The sequence below is a fragment of the Methylosinus sp. R-45379 genome (assembly GCF_001644125.1).
Classification (GTDB): domain Bacteria; phylum Pseudomonadota; class Alphaproteobacteria; order Rhizobiales; family Beijerinckiaceae; genus Methylosinus.
Map to the genome: position 1 here is coordinate 1 of NZ_LUUM01000277.1, position 22775 is coordinate 22775.

General features: G+C 64.4%; 25 protein-coding genes, 1 tRNA gene and 1 pseudogene. 17 read left to right on the forward strand and 10 right to left on the reverse strand.

Features of this window, described 5'->3' with window-relative positions:
* The 7 genes and pseudogenes from A1351_RS18620 to A1351_RS18650 form a co-directional block, all read right to left on the reverse strand.
* Window positions 1-190: pseudogene (locus A1351_RS18620) on the reverse strand (MFS transporter); the annotation flags it as partial.
* Between the two features lies 1 nt (window position 191).
* Window positions 192-872, reverse strand: a complete 681-nt coding sequence (locus A1351_RS18625) for a hydrolase (protein WP_024879530.1) — start codon at window positions 870-872, stop codon at window positions 192-194.
* A 46-nt stretch (window positions 873-918) separates the two neighbouring features.
* Window positions 919-1740 (reverse strand): alpha/beta fold hydrolase, encoded by an 822-nt coding sequence (locus A1351_RS18630; protein WP_024879531.1) that lies wholly within the window; start codon window positions 1738-1740, stop codon window positions 919-921.
* A 221-nt stretch (window positions 1741-1961) separates the two neighbouring features.
* Window positions 1962-3335, reverse strand: a complete 1374-nt coding sequence (locus A1351_RS18635) for a PepSY domain-containing protein (RefSeq protein ID WP_083967412.1) — start codon at window positions 3333-3335, stop codon at window positions 1962-1964.
* Window positions 3336-3352: 17 nt separating this feature from the next.
* Window positions 3353-3649: a TonB-dependent receptor gene (locus tag A1351_RS18640; RefSeq protein WP_198022756.1), complete on the reverse strand. Its 297-nt coding sequence runs from the start codon at window positions 3647-3649 to the stop codon at window positions 3353-3355.
* A gap of 100 nt (window positions 3650-3749) precedes the next feature.
* On the reverse strand, window positions 3750-6002 hold the full coding sequence (locus A1351_RS18645; protein ID WP_024879534.1) for a TonB-dependent siderophore receptor: 2253 nt from the start codon (window positions 6000-6002) through the stop codon (window positions 3750-3752).
* Window positions 6003-6075: 73 nt separating this feature from the next.
* Complete coding sequence (locus tag A1351_RS18650; protein ID WP_024879535.1) at window positions 6076-6468, reverse strand: hypothetical protein; 393 nt, start codon at window positions 6466-6468, stop codon at window positions 6076-6078.
* 310 nt (window positions 6469-6778) lie between these two features.
* Here A1351_RS18650 and A1351_RS18655 point away from each other — a divergent pair, with 310 nt between their 5' ends.
* Both A1351_RS18655 and A1351_RS18660 read left to right on the forward strand, forming a co-directional pair.
* Complete coding sequence (locus tag A1351_RS18655; RefSeq protein ID WP_024879536.1) at window positions 6779-7456, forward strand: response regulator transcription factor; 678 nt, start codon at window positions 6779-6781, stop codon at window positions 7454-7456.
* A complete protein-coding gene (locus tag A1351_RS18660) occupies window positions 7453-8823 on the forward strand; it encodes a HAMP domain-containing sensor histidine kinase (RefSeq protein ID WP_024879537.1) in 1371 nt (456 codons plus the stop codon). The genes A1351_RS18655 and A1351_RS18660 overlap by 4 nt, the downstream gene beginning before the upstream one ends.
* Window positions 8824-8922: 99 nt before the next feature.
* Here the strand turns inward: A1351_RS18660 and A1351_RS18665 are convergent, their stop codons facing one another.
* Window positions 8923-9138 (reverse strand): hypothetical protein, encoded by a 216-nt coding sequence (locus tag A1351_RS18665; RefSeq protein WP_024879538.1) that lies wholly within the window; start codon window positions 9136-9138, stop codon window positions 8923-8925.
* Between the two features lie 244 nt (window positions 9139-9382).
* Here A1351_RS18665 and A1351_RS18670 point away from each other — a divergent pair, with 244 nt between their 5' ends.
* Window positions 9383-10063 carry a terminase TerL endonuclease subunit gene (locus A1351_RS18670; RefSeq protein WP_051465395.1) on the forward strand — a complete coding sequence of 227 codons (681 nt, stop codon included), beginning with the start codon at window positions 9383-9385 and terminating at the stop codon, window positions 10061-10063.
* A 73-nt stretch (window positions 10064-10136) separates the two neighbouring features.
* Window positions 10137-10343, forward strand: a complete 207-nt coding sequence (locus A1351_RS18675) for a hypothetical protein (protein WP_024879540.1) — start codon at window positions 10137-10139, stop codon at window positions 10341-10343.
* 153 nt (window positions 10344-10496) lie between these two features.
* Here A1351_RS18675 and A1351_RS18680 read toward each other — a convergent pair.
* Both A1351_RS18680 and A1351_RS18685 read right to left on the reverse strand, forming a co-directional pair.
* Window positions 10497-10573: transfer RNA gene (locus A1351_RS18680), tRNA-Arg, on the reverse strand.
* A gap of 104 nt (window positions 10574-10677) precedes the next feature.
* Entirely contained in the window at window positions 10678-11289 is a 612-nt protein-coding gene (locus A1351_RS18685) for a PilZ domain-containing protein (RefSeq protein WP_245267266.1), read from the reverse strand.
* Window positions 11290-11533: 244 nt separating this feature from the next.
* On the opposite strand from A1351_RS18685, the gene crcB reads away from it, so the two are divergent.
* The 13 genes from crcB to nuoH all read left to right on the forward strand — a co-directional run.
* Window positions 11534-11917, forward strand: coding sequence for a fluoride efflux transporter CrcB (crcB, locus tag A1351_RS18690; RefSeq protein ID WP_024879542.1), 384 nt, complete (start codon window positions 11534-11536; stop codon window positions 11915-11917).
* A complete protein-coding gene (locus A1351_RS18695; protein WP_024879543.1) occupies window positions 11914-13011 on the forward strand; it encodes an RluA family pseudouridine synthase in 1098 nt (365 codons plus the stop codon). The genes crcB and A1351_RS18695 overlap by 4 nt, the downstream gene beginning before the upstream one ends.
* Window positions 13012-13041: 30 nt before the next feature.
* Complete coding sequence (locus A1351_RS18700) at window positions 13042-13863, forward strand: ATP12 family chaperone protein (protein ID WP_064033670.1); 822 nt, start codon at window positions 13042-13044, stop codon at window positions 13861-13863.
* A 195-nt stretch (window positions 13864-14058) separates the two neighbouring features.
* The gene (locus tag A1351_RS18705) at window positions 14059-14424 is read left to right on the forward strand and encodes an NADH-quinone oxidoreductase subunit A (protein WP_018265968.1); all 366 of its coding nucleotides are present in this window, start codon (window positions 14059-14061) and stop codon (window positions 14422-14424) included.
* Window positions 14415-14999: an NADH-quinone oxidoreductase subunit B family protein gene (locus A1351_RS18710; RefSeq protein ID WP_018265967.1), complete on the forward strand. Its 585-nt coding sequence runs from the start codon at window positions 14415-14417 to the stop codon at window positions 14997-14999. The genes A1351_RS18705 and A1351_RS18710 overlap by 10 nt, the downstream gene beginning before the upstream one ends.
* Before the next feature lie 97 nt (window positions 15000-15096).
* A complete protein-coding gene (locus A1351_RS18715; RefSeq protein WP_024879545.1) occupies window positions 15097-15699 on the forward strand; it encodes an NADH-quinone oxidoreductase subunit C in 603 nt (200 codons plus the stop codon).
* A 49-nt stretch (window positions 15700-15748) separates the two neighbouring features.
* Window positions 15749-16138 (forward strand): four helix bundle protein, encoded by a 390-nt coding sequence (locus A1351_RS18720; RefSeq protein ID WP_036308769.1) that lies wholly within the window; start codon window positions 15749-15751, stop codon window positions 16136-16138.
* A 55-nt stretch (window positions 16139-16193) separates the two neighbouring features.
* Window positions 16194-17384, forward strand: a complete 1191-nt coding sequence (locus A1351_RS18725; protein WP_024879547.1) for an NADH-quinone oxidoreductase subunit D — start codon at window positions 16194-16196, stop codon at window positions 17382-17384.
* Window positions 17381-17734 (forward strand): hypothetical protein, encoded by a 354-nt coding sequence (locus A1351_RS18730; protein WP_024879548.1) that lies wholly within the window; start codon window positions 17381-17383, stop codon window positions 17732-17734. Before A1351_RS18725 ends, A1351_RS18730 begins: the two co-directional genes overlap by 4 nt.
* Before the next feature lie 4 nt (window positions 17735-17738).
* Window positions 17739-18365: an NADH-quinone oxidoreductase subunit NuoE gene (gene nuoE / locus A1351_RS18735; RefSeq protein WP_024879549.1), complete on the forward strand. Its 627-nt coding sequence runs from the start codon at window positions 17739-17741 to the stop codon at window positions 18363-18365.
* A 7-nt stretch (window positions 18366-18372) separates the two neighbouring features.
* Window positions 18373-19677, forward strand: coding sequence for an NADH-quinone oxidoreductase subunit NuoF (gene nuoF, locus A1351_RS18740; RefSeq protein WP_024879550.1), 1305 nt, complete (start codon window positions 18373-18375; stop codon window positions 19675-19677).
* Between the two features lie 9 nt (window positions 19678-19686).
* Window positions 19687-21750 carry an NADH-quinone oxidoreductase subunit NuoG gene (nuoG, locus tag A1351_RS18745; RefSeq protein ID WP_024879551.1) on the forward strand — a complete coding sequence of 688 codons (2064 nt, stop codon included), beginning with the start codon at window positions 19687-19689 and terminating at the stop codon, window positions 21748-21750.
* Between the two features lie 10 nt (window positions 21751-21760).
* A partial coding sequence (gene nuoH / locus A1351_RS18750) for an NADH-quinone oxidoreductase subunit NuoH (protein WP_064033671.1) occupies window positions 21761-22775 on the forward strand: 1015 nt, incomplete at its 3' end.

Sequence of the window (22775 nt, forward strand, 5' to 3'; positions counted from 1 at the left end):
AGCCGAGCTGCGTCAGCACCGGAACGCTCGTCGCCGCGCCAGGGCCCAGCGACGCCTCGATCAGGCCGAGCATCGGCTGGTTGTAATAAATATTGGCGACCGCGAGCCCGGTGGCCGCGGCGAGCGTGAGCAGCAAGCCGCGGCCGAGACGCTCTGCCGCGAACTCGTCAGAGCCGCCGAGCGCACCCATGCTAGATCGCCGGGACGGGCGCGAGAGTGAGGCCGTGCGAGACACGCTCCGGCGCCTTGTGCACCATCGTATAGGCGTAATCGACGCCCATGCCGTAAGCGCCGGAATGCTCCTTCACGATCGACATGACGGCGTCATAGGTTTCGCGCCGCGCCCAGTCGCGCTGCCATTCGAGCAGGACCTGCTGCCAGGTCACGGGCACGACGCCCGCCTGAATCATGCGCTGCATGGCGTAGTCATGCGCTTCCTTCGACGTGCCTCCGGAGGCGTCGGCGACCATGTAGATTTCATAGCCGCCTTCCAGCATGGCGCAGAGGGCGAAAGAATTGTTGCAGACCTCGGTCCACAGGCCCGAGACAACGACCTTCTTACGTCCATTCGCGGCCAGCGCGTCGCGGACCTTCTTATCGTCCCAGGAATTCATCGAGGTGCGCTCGAGGATCGGCGCCTCGGGGAAAACGGCGAGCAGCTCTGGATAGGTATGGCCGGAGAAGCTCTCCGTCTCGACGGTGGTGATCGTCGTCGGAATCGCGAACACCTTCGCCGATTTGGCGAGGGCTACCGCATTGTTCTTGAGCGCCTGCCGATCGATCGACTGAACCCCAAAGGCCATTTGCGGCTGGTGGTCGATGAAGATCAGCTGGCTGTTCTGCGGCGTCAGCAATTCGAGCTTAGCGGTCATGTCGTTCTCCAATTGTGGATTGCGGATTTGGGCGGCGCCTCGCGCGTCAGCGCTTGATGAACGCGAGCACGTCGTGATTGAATTTCTCTGGGTCGGTTTGGGCGAGGCCGTGCGATCCGCCTGGGTAGACGAGAAGCGCACCCTGCGGCGTCAATCGAACTGCTTTCTGCGCCGAAGCGACGAGCGGGACGATCTGATCGTCATCGCCGTGGATGAACAATGTGGGGATCGTCATCTTCGCGAGATCGGCCGAATAGTCGAGCTCGGAAAACTCGCGGATGCAATCATAGAGCCCCTTCAGCCCGCCCTCCATTCCTTGCAACCAGAAGGCGTCCTCGAGCCCGGCGCTGCGCTTCGCGCCATCTCGGTTATGGCCATAGAAAGGAACGGCGAGATCTTTGAAGAATTGCGATCGATTGCTCGCGACGCCGGCGCGGGTGCTGTCGAACACGTCCAACGGCAGACCTTCTGGATTGGAAGGCGAGGCGAGCATGATCGGCGGCACGGCGCCGACGAGCACGGCCTTTGCGACGGGGCCGACGCCATGGCGTCCGATGTAACGTGCGACCTCGCCGCCGCCGGTGGAATGCCCGACGAGAATGGCGTCGCGCAGCTCGAGGAGCTCGAGCAGCTCGGCGAGATCGTCCGCGTAGCGGTCCATCGTATTGCCGTCCCAGACCTGCTGGGAGCGGCCATGGCTGCGACGGTCGTGCGCCACGACGCGATAGCCGCGCATGCCGAAGAACAGCATTTGCCCTTCCCATGCGTCGGCCGTCAGCGGCCATCCATGCGAGAACACGATCGGCTGGCCGTCGCCGAAGCTCTTGTAAAAAATTTCTACGCCGTCGGATGCGGTGAAGTAGCTCATGCTCTCGGCTCCTCGGCTGCCGTGATCGGAGGCGCATTGCGGCTCATCGTGCGCCTCATTCAGAGAAATGCACGAGCCGTTCTGGCGATGCTTTCCTGGTCGCCTGCTTGAAAGACTAAGTCCGGCCGGCGCCTTGGTCTTGAACATTCGGCGTGGACTTATAACGATCGTGCTCGGCAGCTCGGCACGATCCCGACGTTCAGGTGCAGGCGGCGGTGCGATTACTCTTCGACGCTTTCAAGGCGATACGCGTTAGCGCGCAGCGGCGTCGGGGGCGCGCGATCGGAGGTCGAGCGCCCGCCGCTACGGCTTGCCCGGCCGGACGGCGCCGATTTGGCCGCTCTCTTCTTCCACCAGATATACACTCCCGTCACGGAGAGCATGGCGATGACCAGCCCCAGGATGCAGACGAAGATGCGATAGGGTAGGCCGAAGACGCGCGCCATATGCAGGGCGGTGAGCCAATTGGTGACGGTGTCGCCGCTGCGCAGCCCCGACGGCAGGCTCAGCGTCACCAGCTCGCCCGTATAGGCGTCGAAGAGAACGGAAGTCGTCGCAGTACGCTCGCCGATATCCCGGCTCGACCGTACGCGATATTGGATGAGGCCCTTGGCCGGCTTGTAGTAGAGCGCATCGGCGCGCTCGATGGAAAAGCCGCGCTCGCGCGCCTCATCGGCCATCAGCCGCTGGCCGACGGCCTGCGCCTCCTCCCATTCCAGCATTTTGCGCGCGTCCGTGCGCGGTGGCTGCGCGGGCCATTCCCAGGGCGGGGGCGAGTAGTCGAAGACGAGCTTGGTCACACCGGCATAGACGCTGTTCAGATTGAAGAAGACGCTGGACCAGGCGAACACGAGCAGCATCGCCCACAGCCACAATCCGCCGGCGCGATGCAGATCGAAATTGATGCGATAGAAGGAGCCGGAGAGCTTGACGAGAAAAGCCGGCTTCCAGCGCGTGAGATAGCTGCGCGAATTGCCGGGGCTCGCGCGCGGCAGCGTCAGATAGAAGGCGACGAAGCAATCGATCGTCCATAAGAGCGCGACGATTCCGAGAATCCAGGCGCCGGTGGAGCCCGTCGCCAATTGGTAGTGCAGGCTATAGACGAAAGGCATGATGTCGGCGGCGCGGCTGGGCAGCGCGCCGGGACTGCCGCGGCGGCCGAGATCTTCGCCTGTCACGGCGTCGAGCGTCACAGCGCCGAAGCCGAGCGGCTCGGCGCCCGGCGCCGCCTGCATCGTGACGCGGGCCGCGCCGGATTCGCCGCCGAGATAGACGGCGACCGCGCGCCCCTGCGGAACGAGGCTCTCGGCGTGGCGCGCGAGGGCGGCGGGCGGGAGCGTCTCGCCATGCGGCCCCGGATAGGCCTCCGGGGCGATCCAATGGCTCAGTTCCCCATAGAAGGCGAGCAGCGCCCCGGTCAGCCCGACCAGGATCAGGAAGCCCGCCGTGACGAGGCCGACCCAGCGGTGGAGCCAAACGAAGCGGCGACGCGCGTCGGCGCGCGTCCGTGTGTCGGCGGCGCTTCGCGCCGAAGTGGCCGGCGCGTCGACCGCGCCGGAAGAAAGGGGCTGTAGCCCGGTCGTGATTTGCCGCATCTCTTCCTCTCGTATTTCTAGAACTCCGCCCGCATCGAGGAAATGAACGTCCGAGGCGCGCCGGGTATGATGGCGTTGCGACAGGTCGCGCCCGTATAATAGGTCTCGTCGAGCAAATTGCGCACGTTCAATTGAAAGCTCGGATTTTTCACCACGGGCAGATGCGCCGGCTGGAAGCGATACATCGCCATTGCATAGCCGGGCAGCCGGAAGCTGCTGTTGTTGTCGCCCTGCCGCGCGACCGCCTGAACGCCCGCGCCGAGGCTCGGCCCACGGAAATCGCCATCGGCGTCGTATTTTACCCAGAGACTCATGATCAATATCGCCGGCAAGACTCGGCGGTGAGCTCTGATGCGAGCTTCCATAGCCCACCGCCTTTCCGTGTTCTGTTCTCCCGCGGTCGCAACCCGGACTTCAGAATTTCATCGTGAGCCCGAAAGTCACGCTGCGCGGCGCGCCCAATATCACCTCGCTGGGATAGGACACTTCCGCCCAGTTCACATAGGTCTTGTCGAAGAGATTATTGACGCGGAAGGTCGCGTCGACGCCGGGCGTGACATGATAGGTGAGGCCGATATCGGCGAGCACATAGCCTTCGAGAAAAAGCGTATTGGCGTTGTTGCCGGCGCGCGAGTCGACGAAGCGCAGGCCGAATCCGGCGTCGAAGGGAAGATCGGCGATGTTGGCATAGGAGGTCCAGAGATTGGCGGTCCAGGTCGGCACGTTCGGCGGCCGATTGCCCGTGCCGATCACCAGCGTCGCCGGATCGACGAAGAAGCCATAGCGCGCATAGGTGTAGGCGGCGTTGGCCGAGACTTTCCACTGCGGCGTGACCAGAAAACTCACTGACGCCTCGACGCCGCGTGACATTTGGCTGCCGATGCTGCTCGCCGAATTCTGCGTCGTCTGCGTCAGAATATTGGCGCGGTGAATCTCATAGAGCGCGAGCGTCGCCTCGCCCTTGCCGTCCTGGAACGACGCCTTGGCGCCGAGCTCATATTGGCGCGAGCTGCTCAGATTGAAATTCTGCGCGGCGTTGACGACGTATATCGCCGAGCCGATCGGGTCTTTCGCGGTCGTATATTGCCCATAGAGCGAGATATCCTTCGTCACGTCATAGATCATGCCGACGCGAAAATTGAAGGGATGGAAATTGCGCCGGAAGCTCGTCGTGCTGGAGAATGTGCCGTTCTGATTGTAGTTGACGCGGTCCAATCGCTCGAACTCATAGCGCGCGCCCGTCACGAGCTTCAGGTCGGGACGCAGAGTGAGCACATCCTCGAAGAGCGCGGCGTAATCGTCTATGCGCGTCGGCGAGCGGCGGATCGGCCATTCGCCGGCATAGAGGCCCCATACGCCCTGGTTCGGATTCCAAGCATCGACATAATCGGCGATCGAAGCGCTCGGAAAGCCGCGGTCGCGGACGAAATGCGTCGAATTGACGTCGGCGCCGAGCAGGAATTTATTGTCGAAGCCGAGGATCGGGCGATCGACCGTCATCGTCAGCGTGTTCCCGAGCTTGTGCTGATCGTGATAGACGTAGAAGCGATCACGGGCGATCGTCCCGGCGGGAATGGGATTGCCGAGAGCGTCCGTTCTACCATTGTTCGGGCCGAGGAATGTGTAGGTCTCGGCGTTCTGCCATTTGCGATCGGCGAAGAAATAATAGGCGTCGTCGGTGAAGGTGACCTCGCTCGTCGGCTTATAGACGACATGTGCGGTCGGCATGAATTGCGTGGTCGCCAGCAGCGCGTCGCCGACATTGTAATTGTTGAAGCGCATCGCTTGATCGAGCGCGAGGCCCGTCGACGAGGAGATGGCTCCCGTCATGGGCGAGCGCGCATAGGCGAGCGGGACGAGGGGCGTGCCGTAATAGGGCGACATATTATCGTCGAGAAAATCCATGCCCAGCTTGACGCTGAAATTCTCCTGCGGCTTCCACAATAGGCTCGCGGTGAGATTGAGCGAGTCGGAGGGCGCATTCTTCACGAAGCCCGATGAGCGGCTGCGGCTGACGTCGAGCCGCGCCGCAATGTCGTCGGAAAGCTGCGCGCCGACGCCGACGCCCAGATTGACCGTCCCGAAGCTGCCGCCATTCACGAAGGCGTCGAAGCGCGTCGGGCCGAAGCTCGGCTCCTTGGTGCGAATATCGACGACGCCGCCGATCGCGCCTTGTCCATGCAGCAGCGAGGCGGCGCCCTTCAGCACTTCGACGCTCTCGACATTGAAGCTGTTGGCGGGGCGATTGATGAAATTGGCCGGGCCGAGATAGACGCCGTCGCGCAGCACGGTGATCTGATTGCCCGTGAAGCCGCGCATGGAATAGCTCGTCGGGCTGATCGGATTATTGCCGACGACGACGCCGGGAAAAGCGGCGACGGCGTCCTGCGCCTGATCGAATCCGCGCTCGCGCATCTCGTCGCTCGTCATCACATGGACGGAGGCGGGCGTCTGTCGCGGCGTCAGATCGAGGCGGCTCGCCGCCGGCGCCACAGTGTCGAGCGGCGCGCGGGGCTCGGCGCGTCTCGGCGCGCGATCGCCAGCCCCTGTTCCGGCGGAGCCGATATCGATCATGGGCAGGGATTCCTGAGAAAAGGCGGCGGACGCATCGATGACGAATAGGAGCGCGACGGCGGAAGCGCCGCGCGAAAGGCTATTGCGAAACATGAAAATTCTCCTGACGCGGCCATTGGCGCGTGCTGGTGACGAGTTCTGCTAGAGCGAGCGACGCTCGATCGGTTCAGGAGAAGGAAAGCGGAGGCGCGCGGGAGGACCAGGATCGTCCAAAATTGTCGGTCCGTCGCGCGCCTCTGCGCAGCAGCGGCGCGTCAGCGACGATGATCGCCGGCGCGGCGCGCGCTTCGACGAGGCCGACTCCTATGGGGGCAAAGCCGCCGCATGCGATCGCGCAGCCGAGCGCGCAGGCGAGGCCATGCCGCTGGCTCGGCGCGGCGGGATCGGCGGCGCCGCGCGCCGGCCGTGCGCAGTCGGTGGAGGAGGAGAGGCCCGTCGCGAGCGGGGAGGCGTCGGCCGTATGCCGTCCCTCCGTCGCCGGGCGATGCGCGCAGAGCGGATTAGCGGCGAACAGCAGCATGAGAGCGAGCGCGACCAGGGAGCGCGCCGTCGAAATCATGCGCCGAGCGCCGTCCCGGCCTCCGTCTCTTTGTGACATTCGCCTTCCGCTCGAACGCGGGGCGCAGCGAGATTCGCTCGCATCCCGGCTTCGGCACACCGCCGCATCGAGCTCTGTCTTAGGCGCGCAACCTGTCGAGTGTCTGGCGAGGGGCGCGCGGCGGGCGAATTCGTGGAACTGTGTCCGCTGCGCCACACCTTCGGCGGGGCGAAGCGCGATGAAAGCAGCGAGCCGCTTGATTCGACAATCGATCTGCGCCACCAATCGCGACGCACGGTTCACCTCCGCCACGATGAGGGAGCGTCGTTTGATGCGGATATTGCTCATCGAGGACGAGCGGGAGATGGCGCGCCTCATCGCGTCGCTCGTTTCTCATGCCGGCTTCATCGTCGATAAGGCGTCGACTCTGGCCGATGCGCTCGCGGCCTTGCGCGTGCATGCATATGATCTCCTGCTGCTGGACCGCCGCTTGCCGGACGGAGACGGCATATCGCTGTTGTCCCGCGCGCGCGCCATGCGTCCCGGCATAAGAGTGATGATGATCACGGCGCTGGATGCGCTCGGCGATAAGATTTCGGGTCTCGAGGCGGGCGCGGATGACTATCTCACCAAGCCGTTCCAAGGAGAGGAGCTGATCGCCCGCATTCGCGCCTGCATGCGTCGTCCCGGAGGAAACGTGTTGCCGCCGATCGTCGTGGGCGCCGTCGCCTTCGATCTCGAAAACAATGAAGTCATGGTGGGCGGCGCGCCGGTCGTGCTCAATCGGCGCGAGATGATGCTGTTGCGCTCCTTGATGCAGCGCGCGAGCCGAGTCGCCGCGCGAGAGATTCTCATTCAGGAAATCTATGGCCTCGACGAGGAGGTTCAGGCGAATGCGCTGGACACGGTCGTCTCGCGACTCCGCCGCCAGCTCGCCACGCTGGATGCGCAGATCGAGATTCACACGGTGAAAGGGCGGGGATATCTGCTGACGGAGCAGGCCCATTGATCACCAAATCGCTGGCGCATCGCATCGTCCTCTATCTCGTCATCGCGCAGCTCGCCGCCTTTCTGCTCGGCTGGGTCTTTACCCTGGGGCTCGGCATGGCCGGCGTCGAGCTCTTCGCGACGACTTGGGACGAGCTCGCCAAGGCGCGCGCCGAAAAGCAGGTCGTCGCCTCTGTCGCCATCGGAGCGGACGGCGTCGCGGTCCTGGCGCCGACCGCGGAATTGCAGGCGGAGCTCGATCGCGCGCCAAACATGAAGATCGCCGCTTTCGACTTGCAGCGGCGGCCGCTCGCCGGCTCGTCGCCGGAGCTGGTCGAGGTGCTCCGCAATCTGATCGGCGTCAGTCCGACTCATACGCACTTCATTTTGCCGGGCGACGAGGGGTCGGCGCCTCTCGGCCTGATGGAGCAGAAATGGACGCCCTATGGGCGATTTCACATCGCCGTCTATGGCCAGAAGTTTCGGTGGGACGACCTTTTCGACGCCTGGCAGCGGGAGTTTCGCTGGCTCAACATCTATGTCGTGATGGCTGTGTCGCTTTCGACGGCGACCGCATGGTTCGCGATGCGGCGCGGGCTGCGGCCATTGCGGGCCGTCGCGGAGGAGGCGGCGCGCGTGGATATGGATTCGCTCGATCAGCGGCTGACCTCCAGCATCGTGCCGACCGAAATCGTGCCGCTCGTCGGCGCGATGAATGAGGCGCTCGAACGGCTGGACCGTGGAACGCAGCGCCAGCGTCGATTTACGGCGAATGCGGCGCATGAGCTGCGCACGCCCATTGCGGTGCTCGCCGCCAGGCTCGACGCGCCGGAAGAGTCGAGCTTCAAGATCGATCTGAAGCGCGACGCCTATCGCATCAAATATATCGTCGAGCAATTGCTGGCGACGCTTCGGGCCGGCGAGCAGCCGACGCTGCTCGAAGAGACCGTCGATCTCGGCGCGGTGACGCGCGCCGTTGTCGACGACGCCGCGATGCTCGCCATTCGCGATCGCCGGCATATAGAATTTGTCGGTCCTTCCGTCGTTGTCGACGTGCGCGGCAATGGCGCGGCGATCACGGCGGTCATCGGCAATCTCATCGACAATGCGCTCCGCGCTGAGCCGGAGGGCGGCGAGATCACCGTGTGCGTCGATGATGAGGCGATTATCTCGATCATCGATCATGGTCCGGGCGTGCCGGAGGATGAGCGGGAAATGATCTTCGAGCCGTTCTGGCGAAAGAGCGAAGCGACGCCCGGCGCCGGCCTCGGTCTCGCTATCGCCAAGGATCTCATCGCCAAGCTCAACGGCCGTATCTGGCTGGAGGAGACGCCGGGCGGCGGCGCGACGTTCAAATTATCGTTCGGTCGGCTCGGCGCCGCCGCGTGACGCATCGCTGATTGCAGGGCGAGGCGCCGAGCCTTCGGCGAAGGCCGCGAGAGGACGAAGGCGCTTCGCTGGATCGTCTCGGCGAAATCGCCTGCTGCTTCACGTCCCTTCGACGCTGCAATGCGGCTCGAATTCGCGTCCGGCGGCGACGCCGGCTTCATAGTCGTCGAGCGTCACCTTGCGTCGACGCCCTTGCGGCGTCGCATGAAAAGAGAGTCCGAGCTTCGCCAATTCTTCCTCTATGACATTGTGCTTGATCGGCACGAGTTCGCGGGCGCCGGAGGCCCGGTTCGTGGCGTCGCGCTCCGTCTTCACCGCGTGGAGCTTGTGACGAATGCCATGCGCCAGCCCGATCTGAAACGAGCGAACGGATGCGCCCGGCTCGCGCTTCTTGTAGGCGGCGGTTCGCCGAGCCGGCTGTCTTCGGCTTCACCGCGAAGGCGCAGGATATGTTCCGCCTTTGGATGACCGAGCTTCAGACGGAAGCGCGATCCGGCAAGCTCCCGTCCGCCATCGAAAGCCACTTGCTCAAAACGCCGAAGACCGTCGCGTCGTCGATATGGCGATCTATGACGAGGGCGCGGAACCGCTCGACCTGGAGGCGCTTGCCGGCGAGCCCTGTTACATTGGCGTCGACCTTTCCAGCAATTCGGATTTGACCGTCGTCGTGGCGCTCTGGCGCGTTGGCGACGGCTACGCCGTGCTGCCGCACTTCTTTTGCCCTGGCGACAATCTCAGGGGCCGGCAGGATCGGGACGCGGTCCCCTACGTCCGATGGGCAGGCGAAGGCCATATTGAGCCGACGCAGGGAAACGTCGTCGACTTCCGGGCCGTCGAGGATTGCGTCCGCGATCTCTGCGGCCGGTTCGATGTTCGCGAGATCGGGCTCGACCCCCACCTTGCGCGCTCGACCTTGAACAACCTTCAAGAGGATGGATTCCCCGCCGTCGAGGTTCGGCAGGGCTGGGTGACGATGGCGCCGGCGATCAAAGAACTCGAGCGGGCAATCGTCGGCCGGCAATTCCAGCATGGCGGCCATCCGGTTCTCAGGTGGTGTTTCGATAATGTCGTCGTCGAGACCGATCGCGCCGGCAATCGGCTCTTCACCAAGGGGAAGGCTCGGGAGCGAATCGACGGCGCCGTCGCCTGCGCTATCGCTGTTTCGGTTGCCTCAAACGACGACGCAGGGCCGAGCGTCTATGAGACCGGCGAGCGGCCGGACGGGTTTCTCTTCGTATGAACGCCGATACGACCGAGCCGTCGTCACCGTCCAATTCATCGATCGTGTCGCCGACTCTGACAAGCTGGTCGCGATGGCCGTCGTCGAGATCGAAGTCGCGGGCGTCGTCATCCTCCTACAGGGCGTCAAGGTGGTGAAGCGGCCGGGCGGCGGGCTGGCGTGTGAGGCGCCATGCTTCAGGGCTCCCGATGGCCGATGGCTTCCCGCGGCCGTTCTCCCGCCGGACCTCGCCGAAGGGCTCGCGGCTGAAGTCTTCGCCGCGCTGGCGCGGGACGGCTGAAGGGGTTTCGTCAGTTTTGTCAGTTCGGCAAACTGGCGTTTCGAGAAATTTTTCTGCGGTCACGGACCGCCCGTGACCTTCCTCGCCGTGGTGACCCTGTGGTGACCGGATTTGCCGGCCTCGCTGCGCTGTCGTCGTAAGTGCTTGATTTGCTGGCGCGCCCGAAGGGATTCGAACCCCTGACCTCTGCCTTCGGAGGGCAGCGCTCTATCCAGCTGAGCTACGGGCGCGTTGAGGCTTCTGCGTCTTCACTATCGCATGCGGGCGGGGCCTGCAATCGGGCCGGAAGGCATTTTCGGGTCGCTTGGCGTTTTCGCCCGTTTTGGGCGGTGATTCACAGGTCTATATCTTCATCGAATATCTCGAGCGGCAAAAGACGGCGGAAGCGGACCGCGAAACCGTCCTCGGTCTGGCGAATGACCTCGGCCTGCGTCCTCTTGCCGATCGTGATCTTCTCGCCCGGAGGGACCTGCACCTCCGTTCTCAGCGAGGCGCCGCTGCGCGAGAGATCCATGATCTCGCAGGGCAGGGTCACTTGCGCCACGGTGAAGGTGGTGAACCGGCGCTTTGGCCGCAGGCGTTCGTGATCGCGGCAGTGCGGGGCGTTCGGCGCGGCGTGCCGCGTCAGCCAGGCGAATTGCATCGCCACATGGGCGCGCGGCTGGTCCGCGATCTCGAGGTCCACGGTGAAGCCGCCCTCGAAGAGACGAATCACCGCGCCGTCGAAACGGCCCCAGCGGTCGAGATCGAGCGCGATCCGATCGCCGACCGCGGGCCGGAAGTCGCTGCGCAAGGCGACGACGTCTGCCGACATGTCGATGGTGCGGCAGGCGTAACGGCGCTGGTCGGGCGGCACGCTGAAGCGGCCGTCGAAGCGAGGCTCGGCGATCGTCTCGGCGGCGCGCTGCTCCGCCCCGATTTTGGGGCGCAAATCTGGTCGTCTCACGGCCGTCGCTCCACATGCGCGGCGCTCGCCAGTCGCGCATGGACTGGGGCGCTGACGAGTTGCGGCCGCATAACGACCGGAGAATATTATTTAGTCTCAATAGTTTCTGCGTGACGGCGGCGCAGCCGTCGGGAGTAGATTAAACACTATGGCGCCAATACGTAAATCGGGCTTGAATCGAAGCCGTGCAATTGACTGCGTCCGGCTCCCGTGACGCCGCCGCCCGCTTGCGCTAGAAGGCGGCATGCGCGCGCTTCTTCTCATCTTTCTCGGGTCCGGATTGGGCGGGACTCTGAGACATATCGTCAATTCCTCGTGCCAGCGCTGGCTCGGCGCGCAACTGCCCTGGGGCGTTTTCCTCATAAACGTCAGCGGGTCCTTCATCATGGGCCTGGCAGCCGGCTATTTCGCCTTCAAGGCGGGGGCCGGCTGGTCGCAGTCGATGCGGCTCTTCGTGACCACCGGCGTGCTCGGCGGCTATACGACCTTCTCCGCCTTCTCGCTGGATGCGGTCACTCTGATCGAGCGCGGCGACACGCTCGCCGCTGGGCTCTATGTGGGCGGCTCGGTGGGGCTGTCGATCATAGGCCTGTTCCTCGGACTTTATCTGGTGAGGGCTTTGACATGACCGGGGAAGCGGCGCAGGCGCCGCAATCGACGCCCGTGCAGACGCTGATCGTCGACGAGGACGAGGCGGGGCTGCGGCTCGACCGCTGGTTCAAGCGGCGCTTTCCGGCGCTGGCCCTGTCGCATCTCGCCAAAATCTGCCGCAAGGGCGAGGTGCGCGTCGACGGCAAGCGCGTCGACACTTCCACTCGGCTCGAGCAGAATCAGAAGATTCGCGTTCCGCCGCTCAAGCTGGAGACCGTCGCGGCGCCGGCGGTGATGCGGGCGCGGCCGGAGGACGCCCGCGCGCTCGCCGAGATGACCTTGTTCGAGGACGCGCATCTCCTCGTGCTGAACAAGCCCTATGGCCTCGCCGTGCAGGGCGGCTCGGGCATGAAGCGGCATATAGACGGAATGCTCGAATCGCTGGCGGTGGGCGACAAGCGGCCGGTGCTGGTGCATCGGCTCGATCGCGACACCTCCGGCGTGCTGCTGATCGCCAAGAACAGGCGCACCGCCGCCGATCTCGGGGAAATTTTCCGCTCGCGGCAGGCGCATAAAATCTACTGGGCGCTGGTCGAGGGCGTGCCGAAGCCGTCGCAGGGGCGGGTCTCGCTCTATCTCGCCAAGGGCGCGGATATGGTCGATGAGCGCTCCCGCCGCAGCGGCGAGCGGCGCGCGGCCGAGCCTGCCGACGCAAGGGAGAAGATGCGCGTCGCCCGCCATGGGGATGAGGGGGCGCAGCATTCGCTGACCTATTACGCCATCGTCGACAAGGCGGCGCCGCGCTGCGCCTGGCTGTCAATGAAGCCCTTGACCGGCCGCACGCATCAGCTCCGCGCCCATGCGGAGGCGATCGGCTGCCCGATCGTCGGCGATCCCAAATATGGCCACAGGCCGGAGGACGAGGTGCGCCGCCGTGATCCGATGCACGCCGTGCCCTCCGAGCTCGAGCCCAAGCTGCATCTTTTGGCGCGGCGGCTGATTCTGCCGCATCCCAAGGGCGGGACCCTCGACGTCACCGCGCCGCTGCCGCCGCATATGAAGAATAGCTGGGCGTTTTTCGGCTTCGATGTGGGGCAGGACGATCCCATATTGTCCGCGCCGGACGCGTGAGCCCACGAGACACGCCCGAGGAGAGACCCCATGTCCCATGAAAGCGCAAATCTCGCCGACGGCCTGTTCGTGCCCGATGAGGAGCGCAATCCGCTGCGCAATGCGGTGCAGAGGGGCGCCCGGCCGGAGCTGCCGAAGCGATTCTACCAATCGGCCAGCGTCGGCGAGGCCGAGGGCGGCTATGCCGTCCTGCTCGACGGAAGGACGGTCAAGACGCCGGCGCGGCGCATTTTGACGACTCCGTCCTCGTCTTTGACCACGGCGCTGGCCGAGGAATGGGGGACGCAGGGCGACAGGCTCAATCCGACCTCCATGCCTTTGACAAGGCTGGTAAACTCGGCGATCGACGGGGTCGCCGACCGGCTCGAGGAGGTCGCCGCCGACGTCGCCAAATATGCGGGCTCCGATCTCGTGAGCTATCGCGCCGAGGAGCCGGCCGGCCTCGTCGCGGCGCAGGCGGAGGCGTGGGACCCGCTGCTCGCCTTCGCCAAGGAGCGGCTCGGCGCCGAGCTCGCCGTGACCTCTGGCGTGATGTTCGTCTGTCAGACGCCGGAGGCGACGGCGGCGGTGGCGGAGGCTGTGCGCGCCTATGCGGGGCAGGGGGCTGAGGCGCATTTCCGTCTCGCGGCGCTTCACGCCATGACGACGCTCACCGGCTCCTGCCTCATCGCGCTCGCCGTGGCGCTGGGCAAGATGGACGCGGAGGCGGCCTGGGCGGCGGCTCATGTCGATGAGGACCATCAGATCGAGGCCTGGGGCGCCGACGACGAGGCCATGGAAAGGCGGGCGCGGCGATTCGCGGAGATGAAGGCCGCCGCGCGGATCATCGAATTCTTCAGCGGCGCCGCCTGATCGACAGGCGCCGACGGGTATTTTTCCGCCGGGGGCGGGCGGGCGTAAGGTCCGCGCGCCCAATCCCTTCGGTAAAGACGCGCTCGGCTCTTGCTTTGACCTATACGCTGGGTTACGGAACGCGCGGTCAGACGGCGCCCGGGGCTCCCGCCCCGCGTCACATCGCCGCCCCCGCCGCAAACGTCGGACATCGCCATGCCGAGCCTGCTCGAACAATATTTGCCGCTCGTGATCTTCATCGCCCTCGCGGCGATCATCGCCGGCGCTCTGCTCGTTCTCCCCTTCCTGGTCGCCTTCAAGGCGCCGGATCCGGAGAAGCTCTCCGCCTATGAGTGCGGCTTCAATCCTTTCGGCGACGCGCGCATGAAATTCGACGTGCGCTTCTATCTCGTCGCTCTGCTCTTCATCGTCTTCGACCTCGAGGTCGCTTTTCTCTTTCCCTGGGCGGTGGCCTTCAAGGAGGCGGGAAGCTTCGGCTTCTGGTCGATGATGTTCTTCCTCGGCGTGCTGACCGTCGGCTTCGTCTATGAATGGCGCAAGGGAGCGCTCGAATGGGATTGATCACTCGCCAGAGCCCGACTCTCGTCGCGCCGTCCGCCAAGGGTCTCGTCGATCCGCGCACCGGCAAGCCGGTGGGCGCGGACGATCCCTTCTACCTCGGCCTCAATGACGAGCTCGCCGACAAGGGCTTTCTCGTCACCGCCACCGATGATCTCATCAATTGGGCGCGCACCGGCTCGCTGATGTGGATGACTTTCGGTCTGGCCTGCTGCGCGGTCGAGATGATCCAGGCGGCCATGCCGCGCTATGATCTCGAGCGCTTTGGCTTCGCGCCGCGCGCCAGCCCGCGCCAGTCGGACGTCATCATCATCGCCGGCACGCTGACCAACAAAATGGCCCCGGCGCTGCGCAAGGTCTACGACCAGATGCCGGAGCCGCGCTACGTCATCTCCATGGGCTCCTGCGCCAATGGCGGCGGCTATTACCACTATTCCTATTCGGTGGTGCGCGGCTGCGATCGAATCATTCCGGTCGACATCTATGTCCCCGGCTGCCCGCCTTCGGCCGAGGCGCTCGTCTATGGCGTTCTGCTTCTGCAGAAGAAGATCCGCCGCAGCGGCACGATCGAACGGTGACATTTCGCGCCTCCTCGGGAGCGCGCGCAAAAACGAAGAGTGCGATGCGAGCCGACGCGCCATGCGCGGTCGGTTTCTCATGACGCGAGGGTGAGAGATGAGCGCGGAACTCGAAAAGCTCGGCGAGAAGGTCGCCGCGGCCCTGCCGGGCGTGGTGAAGGGCCTCAAGATCGCCTATGGCGAGCTCACCGTGGAAGTGGAGCGCTCGCGCTGGCTCGACGCCGCGCGCGTGCTGCGCGACGATCCCGAGTTCCTCTTCGTCAGCTTCACCGACATCACCGCGGCCGATTATCCGGAGCGCGATCTGCGTTTCGATGTGGTGCTGCACCTCCTCTCGCCCAAGCATAATCAGCGCATCCGCGTGAAGACGCAGACCGACGAGAGCACGCCCGTCGCCTCGCTGACCAGCCTCTATCCCGGCGCCGACTGGTTCGAGCGCGAGACCTATGATCTCTTCGGCGTGCTGTTCGATGGCCATCCCGACCTTCGCCGCATCATGACCGACTACGGCTTCGACGGTCATCCGCTGCGCAAGGATTTCCCGATGTCCGGCTATGTCGAGGTGCGCTACGACGACGAGCGCAAGCGGGTCGTCTATGAGCCCCTGAACCTCACCCAAGAATATCGGAAGTTCGATTTCCTCTCGCCTTGGGAGGGCGTGCAATACGATCTTCCCGGCGACGAGAAGGCGAGCAAGTGAGAGGGCGAGTAGCGAATAGGGAGTAGCGAATAGAGGACGAGAGTCGATCATGGACGGACCTCGATCTCAATCGTATCGAGATCTCAAGGTCTGGCAGGAAGCGATGAACCTCGCTGTCGATTGCTACGAACTCACAGGAAGGTTTCCGAGGGAAGAAATGTACGGGATGACCTCGCAAATTCGTCGTGCGGCCGCGTCGGTGGCCGCGAATATCGCGGAAGGCCATGGCCGCGAGACAACGGGGTCGTTCGTCCAATTCTTGAGAAACGCCCAGGGATCGCTCAAAGAGCTGGAAACGCACTTGATGCTCGCCGACAGAGTCGGGCTTGCGTCCGCGAGCGCCGTGACGCCTTTGTTGGCGCGCGGCGACGAGATAGGCCGAATGCTGCGTGCGCTGACCCGCTCGCTTCAACGAAAGACAGGAGTGGCGACGACATGACCCACTACTCGCTACTCGCTATTCGCTATTCGCTCTCCCCGCTGGGACTGTCACGATGAACGACCAGAGCCTGCGAAACTTCAACCTCAACTTCGGCCCGCAGCATCCGGCGGCGCATGGCGTGCTGCGCCTGATCCTCGAGCTCGACGGCGAGGTGGTCGAGCGCTGCGATCCGCATGTCGGCTTCCTGCATCGCGGCACAGAGAAGCTGATGGAGGCACGGACCTATCTGCAGAATGTGCCCTATTTCGACCGGCTCGACTATTGCGCGCCGATGAATCAGGAGCACGCCTTCTGTCTCGGCATAGAGCAGCTGCTCGACGTCGAGGTTCCGCGCCGCGGCCAGCTCATCCGCGTGCTCTATGCCGAGATCGGCCGTCTGCTCTCGCATCTGCTCAACGTCACCGCGCAAGCCATGGACGTCGGCGCGCTGACGCCGCCGCTCTGGGGCTATGAGGAGCGCGAGAAGCTCATGGTCTTCTATGAGCGGGCGAGCGGCGCGCGCATGCACGCCAATTACTTCCGTCCGGGCGGCGTCGCCCGCGACCTGCCGGATCGGCTGGTCGAGGATATCGGCGCTTTCTGCGATCCGTTCCTCAAGGTCCTCGACGATCTCGACGAGCTCTTCATCGGCAACCGCATCTTCAAGCAGCGCAACGCCGACATCGGCGTCATCTCGCTCGAGGACGCCTGGAAATTCGGCTTCTCCGGCGTGATGGTGCGCGGCTCCGGCGCGCCCTGGGATCTGCGCAAGGCGCGTCCTTATGATTGCTATGAGGAGATGGAGTTCGACATTCCCGTCGGCAAGAATGGCGATTGCTACGACCGTGCGGTCATCCGCATGGAGGAGATGCGCCAGTCGACCTCCATTATGAAGCAATGCGTCGATAAGCTGCTGAAGGCCGAGAATCGCGGTCCGGTGGCGACGGTGAACAACAAGATTTGCTCGCCGCCCCGCGCGGAGATGAAGCGCTCGATGGAAGCGCTCATCCATCACTTCAAGCTCTATACGGAAGGCTTCAAGGTGCCGGCCGGCGAGGTCTATGCCGCGGTCGAGGCCCCCAAGGGCGAGTTCGGCGTCTATCTCGTGTCCGACGGCACCGACAAGCCCTATCGCTGCAAGCTGCGCGCGCCGGGCTTCGCGCATCTGCAAGCCATGGATTTTCTCTGCAAGGACCATCTGCTCGCCGACGTCTCGGCGATCCTTGGTTCGCTCGATATCGTCTTCGGGGAGGTCGATCGGTGATCGGCGCCGCGATGATGGCTACGTATCTGTCGCTCGGAGCGACTGCGCAGGCAATCGCGAGTCGCGGCTCGTGTCGGCGTTTCGAACGGCTCGGCGACCTGCCGAAGTCATTCGTCTACGACGGCAACGCCATGGGCGACGACCCGGAGTCGGGCGGGCAATGGGAAGTTTCCTGGTATACGAACGGAAGCTGCATGTGTTCGTCGTTGTCGGGGGGCGGCCCGCAGTCGGCGAAGCTGCGGAGCGAGCATCCCGAGCGCGACTTCGCAAAAACCGATTGGTTCTGCGAAACAACTCGTGAATTCAATGCGCGGTGGCGTTCCGGCGCCCCGACAAAGAAACGGAACTGACACTATGTCCGTGCGTCGTCTCGCCGAAGAGCAGCCCGCGAGCTTCGAGTTCACGCCCGAGAACAAGGCGTGGCTCGAGGCGCAGATCGCCAAATATCCGGACGGCCGTCAGGCCTCCATGGTCGTGCCGGCCCTGTGGCAGGCGCAGAAGCAGAACGACTATTGGTTGCCGCAAAAGGCGATCGAGAAAGTCGCGGACACGCTCGGCATGCCCTATATTCGCGTGCTCGAGATCGCGACCTTCTACACGATGTTCAATCTCGAGCCGGTGGGCAAATTCTACGTCCAGCTCTGCGGCACCACGCCTTGCATGCTGCGCGGCTCCGACGAGCTGATCGCCGTGCTCGAGCGCCGGGTCGGCCCGCAGCGCCATGTGAGCGCCGATGGGCTGTTCTCCTGGCTCGAGGTCGAGTGCCTCGGCGCCTGCTGCAATGCGCCGATGGTGCAGATCAACGACGACTATTACGAAGATTTGACGGCTGAGAATTTCGAGAAGCTGCTCGACGATCTCGCCGCCGGCCGGCCGGTGAAGATCGGTTCGCAGACGGGCCGCGTCTCCTCGGAGCCGGAAGGCGCGCTGACGAGCCTCACTTCTTTCTACGGCGACGGCGCCAAAGCGCAGGCGGAGTGAACGACCAATGCTCGCCGATAAGGACCGCATCTTCACAAATCTCTACGGCATAGGCGACAAGAGCCTCGCCGGAGCCCGCTCGCGCGGCGCCTGGGACAACACCAAGGCGCTGCTGGAGCTCGGCCGCGACAAGATCATTCAGGAAATGAAGGATTCGGGGCTGCGCGGACGCGGCGGCGCCGGCTTCTCCACCGGCCTGAAATGGTCCTTCATGCCGAAGACGCCGGACCCCTTGCGTCCCTCCTATCTCGTCATCAACGCCGACGAGTCGGAGCCGGGCACCTGCAAGGACCGCGAGATCATGCGCAATGATCCGCAGACGCTGATCGAGGGCGCGCTGATCGCCTCCTTCGCCATGGGCGCGCACGCCTCCTACATCTATGTGCGCGGCGAGTTCATCGCCGAGCGCATCGCGCTGCAGAAGGCGATCGACGAGGCCTATGACGCCAAGCTCATCGGCAAGGACAATATTCACGGCTATCCCTTCGATCTCTACGTCCATCACGGCGCCGGCGCCTATATCTGCGGCGAGGAGACGGCGCTGATCGAGAGCCTCGAAGGCAAGAAGGGCATGCCGCGGCTGAAGCCGCCGTTCCCGGCCAATGTCGGCCTCTACGGCTGCCCGACGACGGTCAATAATGTCGAATCCATCGCCGTCGCGCCGACGATTCTACGCCGCGGCGCGAGCTGGTTCGCCGGCATCGGCAAGCCCAACAACACGGGCACCAAGCTCTTTTCCATCTCCGGCCATGTGAACAAGCCGTGCAATGTGGAAGAGGCCATGTCCATTCCCTTCCGCGAGCTGATCGACCGCCATTGCGGCGGCGTGCGCGGCGGCTCGGACAATCTGCTCGCCGTCATTCCTGGCGGTTCTTCCGTGCGGCTCGTGCCGGCCGATCAGATCATCGACTGTCCGATGGATTTCGACAGCCTCGTCAAGCTCGGCTCCGGCCTCGGCACGGCGGCGGTCATCGTCATGGACAAGTCGACCGACATCATCCGCGCCATCGCCCGCATCTCTTATTTCTACAAGCATGAGAGCTGCGGCCAGTGCACGCCCTGCCGCGAAGGCACGGGCTGGATGTGGCGCGTCGTCACCCGCATGGCGGAAGGCCGCGCTCACAAGCGCGAGATCGACATGCTGTTCGACGTGTCGAAGCAGATCGAAGGCCATACGATCTGCGCGCTCGGCGACGCGGCGGCCTGGCCGATCCAGGGTCTCATCAATCATTTCCGTGGCGAAATCGAGAAGCGCATCGATCGTTATGCGGCCAATCCGCATCCCGATCCGGTGCGCGTGGCGGCGGAGTAAGGCATTCCAATGACCAGAATTCTCGTCGATGGCGTCGAGGTCGATGTTCCGGCCGAATATACGCTGCTGCAGGCCTGCGAGGAGGCCGGCGCCGAGGTGCCGCGCTTCTGCTTTCACGAGCGTCTGTCGATCGCCGGCAATTGCCGCATGTGCCTCGTCGAGGTGAAAGGCGGCCCGCCGAAGCCGCAGGCCTCCTGCGCCGTCGCCGTGAAGGATTTGCGTCCGGGACCGGACGGCGCGCCGCCGGAAGTCTTCACCAAGACTCCGATGGTGAAGAAGGCGCGCGAAGGCGTGATGGAGTTCCTGCTCGTCAATCATCCGCTCGACTGTCCGATCTGCGATCAGGGCGGCGAATGTGATTTGCAGGATCAGGCGCTCGCCTTCGGCGGCGACAGCTCGCGCTATGCCGAGAATAAGCGCGCGGTCGAGGACAAATATATCGGCCCGCTCGTCAAGACGGCGATGACCCGCTGCATCCATTGCACCCGCTGCGTGCGTTTCACGGCGGAGATCGCCGGCACCAGCGACATGGGCGCGATCGGCCGCGGCGAGGATATGGAGATCACCACCTATCTGCAGACGGCGATGACGTCGGAGCTGCAGGGCAATGTGACCGATCTCTGTCCCGTAGGCGCGCTTCTGCCCAAGCCGCAGAATTTCCGCGCCCGCCCATGGGAGTATCAGAAGACCGAGACCATCGACGTGCAGGATGCGCTGGGTTCGGCGATCCGCGTCGACGCCCGCGGCCGCGAGGTGATCCGCATTCTGCCGCGCCTCAATGAGGCGGTGAATGAGGAGTGGATCTCCGACAAGACGCGACAGGTCGTCGATGGGCTGAAGGCGCAGCGCCTCGACCGTCCCTATATTCGCGAGAATGGACGCCTGCGTCCCGCCAGCTGGCAGGAGGCGCTCGCCGCCGTCGCCGCCAAGACCAAGGCGACGAAAGCCGAGAAGATCGGCGCCCTTGTCGGCGATCTCGCGGCGCTCGAGGAAATCTTCGCGCTGAAGCTTCTCGTCGAGGGGCTGGGAAGCGCCAATCTCGACGCGCGCCAGGACGGGACCAAGCTCGATCCACGCTTCGGTCGCGCCTCCTATCTCTTCAACGCCACCATTGCCGGCGTCGACGAGGCGGATTCGCTGCTGATCGTCGGCTCCAATCCGCGCAAGGAAGCGCCCGTGCTCAATGCGCGCATCCGCAAGCGCTGGCTGAAGGGCCATTTCCCTATCTCGGTGATCGGCGAACAGGCCGATCTGACCTATGATTATGATTATCTCGGCGCCGGTCCCGACGCTCTGGCGCGCTTCGTCGAAAGCGCGCCGACGGGCTCCGCCAAGCGCCTCGTGCTGATCGGTCAGGGCGCGCTGGCGCGTCCCGACGGCCGCGCCATTCTGGCGCTCGCCGCTCAGGCCGCCAAGAAGCACGGCGGTTTGTCCGATGCTTGGAACGGCTTCAGCGTGCTGCATACGGCGGCGTCGCGCGTCGGCGCGCTCGATCTCGGCTTCACGCCGGGGCAGGGCGGCCTCGATGCGGCGGACATAGCGAAGGCCGGCGCGCTCGATCTCGTCTTCAATCTCGGCGCCGATGAGATCGCCATCGAGCCCGGCGCTTTCGTCGTCTATATCGGCACGCATGGCGACAAGGGCGCGCATCGCGCCGACGTCATTCTCCCGGGTGCGGCCTATACGGAGAAGTTCGGCCTCTATGTGAACACGGAAGGCCGTGTGCAGGAGGCGCTGCGCGCGACTTTCCCGCCGGGCGACGCCCGCGAGGATTGGGCGATTCTGCGCGCGCTCTCCGGCGCTCTCGGCGCGCCGCTGCCCTTCGATTCGCAAAAGCAGCTGCGCGCCAAGCTCGGCGAGGCGCATCCGCATCTTCTGCGGCTCGATCAGATCGGCTCCGCTTCGGCGGCCGATCTCGAGGCGGTGGCGCTGCAGCCGGCGACCGCGTGGAAGGACGATTTCGCGCCTGCGATCACGGATTTCTATCTCACCAATCCGATCGCGCGCGCCTCGGCCACAATGGCGGAATGTTCGGCGCTGGCGCTGGATCGACTGAAGCAAGCGGCGGAATAGGAGCAAGGACGTGATCGACGGCTGGCTGCTGAACCTTCTCCTGATCATCGTGAAGAGCGTCGTTCTGACGGTCGTTCTGCTGGTCTATCTCGCCTATGCGATCTACATCGACCGCAAGGTCTGGGCCGCCGTGCAGCTGCGCCGCGGACCCAATGTCGTCGGACCCTGGGGCTTGCTCCAGAGCTTCGCCGACATGCTCAAATTCGTGCTCAAGGAGCCGGTGATCCCGGACACGGCCAATAAGGGCGTGTTCCTGCTCGCGCCTTTCGTCACGGCCATGCTCGCCGTCGCCGCCTGGGCGGTCATCCCGGTCAATGACGGCTGGGCGGTCGCCGATCTCAATGTCGGCATTCTCTATATTTTCGCCATCTCCTCGCTCGGCGTCTATGGCATCATCATGGCCGGCTGGGCGTCGAACTCCAAATATCCCTTCCTGTCGGCGCTGCGCTCGGCCGCGCAAATGGTGTCCTACGAAGTCTCGATCGGCTTCGTCATCATCACCGTTCTGCTCTGCGCCGGCTCGCTCAATCTCACCGAGATCGTGCGCGCGCAGGATTCGCAATACGGCATTCTCGGCTGGTATTGGCTGCGCCTTCTGCCGATGTTCATCATCTTCTTCATCTCGGCGCTGGCCGAGACGAACCGCCCGCCCTTCGACCTCGTGGAAGCCGAGTCGGAGCTGGTGGCGGGCTTCATGATCGAATATTCGGCGACGCCCTACATGCTGTTCATGCTCGGCGAATATGTGGCGATCCTGACCATGTGCGCCTTGCTGACGATCCTCTTCTTCGGCGGCTGGCTGCCGCCGGTGAATATCGCGCCCTTCACCCTGATCCCGGGCGTGATCTGGTTCGTCCTCAAGGTCACATTCTTCTTCTTCTTCTTCGCCATGGTGAAGGCCTTCGTGCCGCGTTATCGCTACGACCAGCTCATGCGGCTCGGCTGGAAGGTTTTTCTGCCCATCTCGCTCGTCATGGTCATCGTCGTCGCCGGCATTCTGCAATTCGCCGGCTCGGCGGGCGCGA

Coding starts and splice junctions, on each gene's coding strand:
- A1351_RS18625 (WP_024879530.1), bottom strand. CDS start 872: ATGACCGCTAAGCTCGAATTGCTGACGCCGCAGAACAGCCAGCTGATC.
- A1351_RS18630 (WP_024879531.1), bottom strand. CDS start 1,740: ATGAGCTACTTCACCGCATCCGACGGCGTAGAAATTTTTTACAAGAGC.
- A1351_RS18635 (WP_083967412.1), bottom strand. CDS start 3,335: ATGCGGCAAATCACGACCGGGCTACAGCCCCTTTCTTCCGGCGCGGTC.
- A1351_RS18640 (WP_198022756.1), bottom strand. CDS start 3,649: ATGAGTCTCTGGGTAAAATACGACGCCGATGGCGATTTCCGTGGGCCG.
- A1351_RS18645 (WP_024879534.1), bottom strand. CDS start 6,002: ATGTTTCGCAATAGCCTTTCGCGCGGCGCTTCCGCCGTCGCGCTCCTA.
- A1351_RS18650 (WP_024879535.1), bottom strand. CDS start 6,468: ATGATTTCGACGGCGCGCTCCCTGGTCGCGCTCGCTCTCATGCTGCTG.
- A1351_RS18655 (WP_024879536.1), top strand. CDS start 6,779: ATGCGGATATTGCTCATCGAGGACGAGCGGGAGATGGCGCGCCTCATC.
- A1351_RS18670 (WP_051465395.1), top strand. CDS start 9,383: ATGGCGATCTATGACGAGGGCGCGGAACCGCTCGACCTGGAGGCGCTT.
- A1351_RS18675 (WP_024879540.1), top strand. CDS start 10,137: ATGGCCGTCGTCGAGATCGAAGTCGCGGGCGTCGTCATCCTCCTACAG.
- crcB (WP_024879542.1), top strand. CDS start 11,534: ATGCGCGCGCTTCTTCTCATCTTTCTCGGGTCCGGATTGGGCGGGACT.
- A1351_RS18695 (WP_024879543.1), top strand. CDS start 11,914: ATGACCGGGGAAGCGGCGCAGGCGCCGCAATCGACGCCCGTGCAGACG.
- A1351_RS18700 (WP_064033670.1), top strand. CDS start 13,042: ATGTCCCATGAAAGCGCAAATCTCGCCGACGGCCTGTTCGTGCCCGAT.
- A1351_RS18705 (WP_018265968.1), top strand. CDS start 14,059: ATGCCGAGCCTGCTCGAACAATATTTGCCGCTCGTGATCTTCATCGCC.
- A1351_RS18710 (WP_018265967.1), top strand. CDS start 14,415: ATGGGATTGATCACTCGCCAGAGCCCGACTCTCGTCGCGCCGTCCGCC.
- A1351_RS18715 (WP_024879545.1), top strand. CDS start 15,097: ATGAGCGCGGAACTCGAAAAGCTCGGCGAGAAGGTCGCCGCGGCCCTG.
- A1351_RS18720 (WP_036308769.1), top strand. CDS start 15,749: ATGGACGGACCTCGATCTCAATCGTATCGAGATCTCAAGGTCTGGCAG.
- A1351_RS18725 (WP_024879547.1), top strand. CDS start 16,194: ATGAACGACCAGAGCCTGCGAAACTTCAACCTCAACTTCGGCCCGCAG.
- nuoE (WP_024879549.1), top strand. CDS start 17,739: ATGTCCGTGCGTCGTCTCGCCGAAGAGCAGCCCGCGAGCTTCGAGTTC.
- nuoF (WP_024879550.1), top strand. CDS start 18,373: ATGCTCGCCGATAAGGACCGCATCTTCACAAATCTCTACGGCATAGGC.
- nuoG (WP_024879551.1), top strand. CDS start 19,687: ATGACCAGAATTCTCGTCGATGGCGTCGAGGTCGATGTTCCGGCCGAA.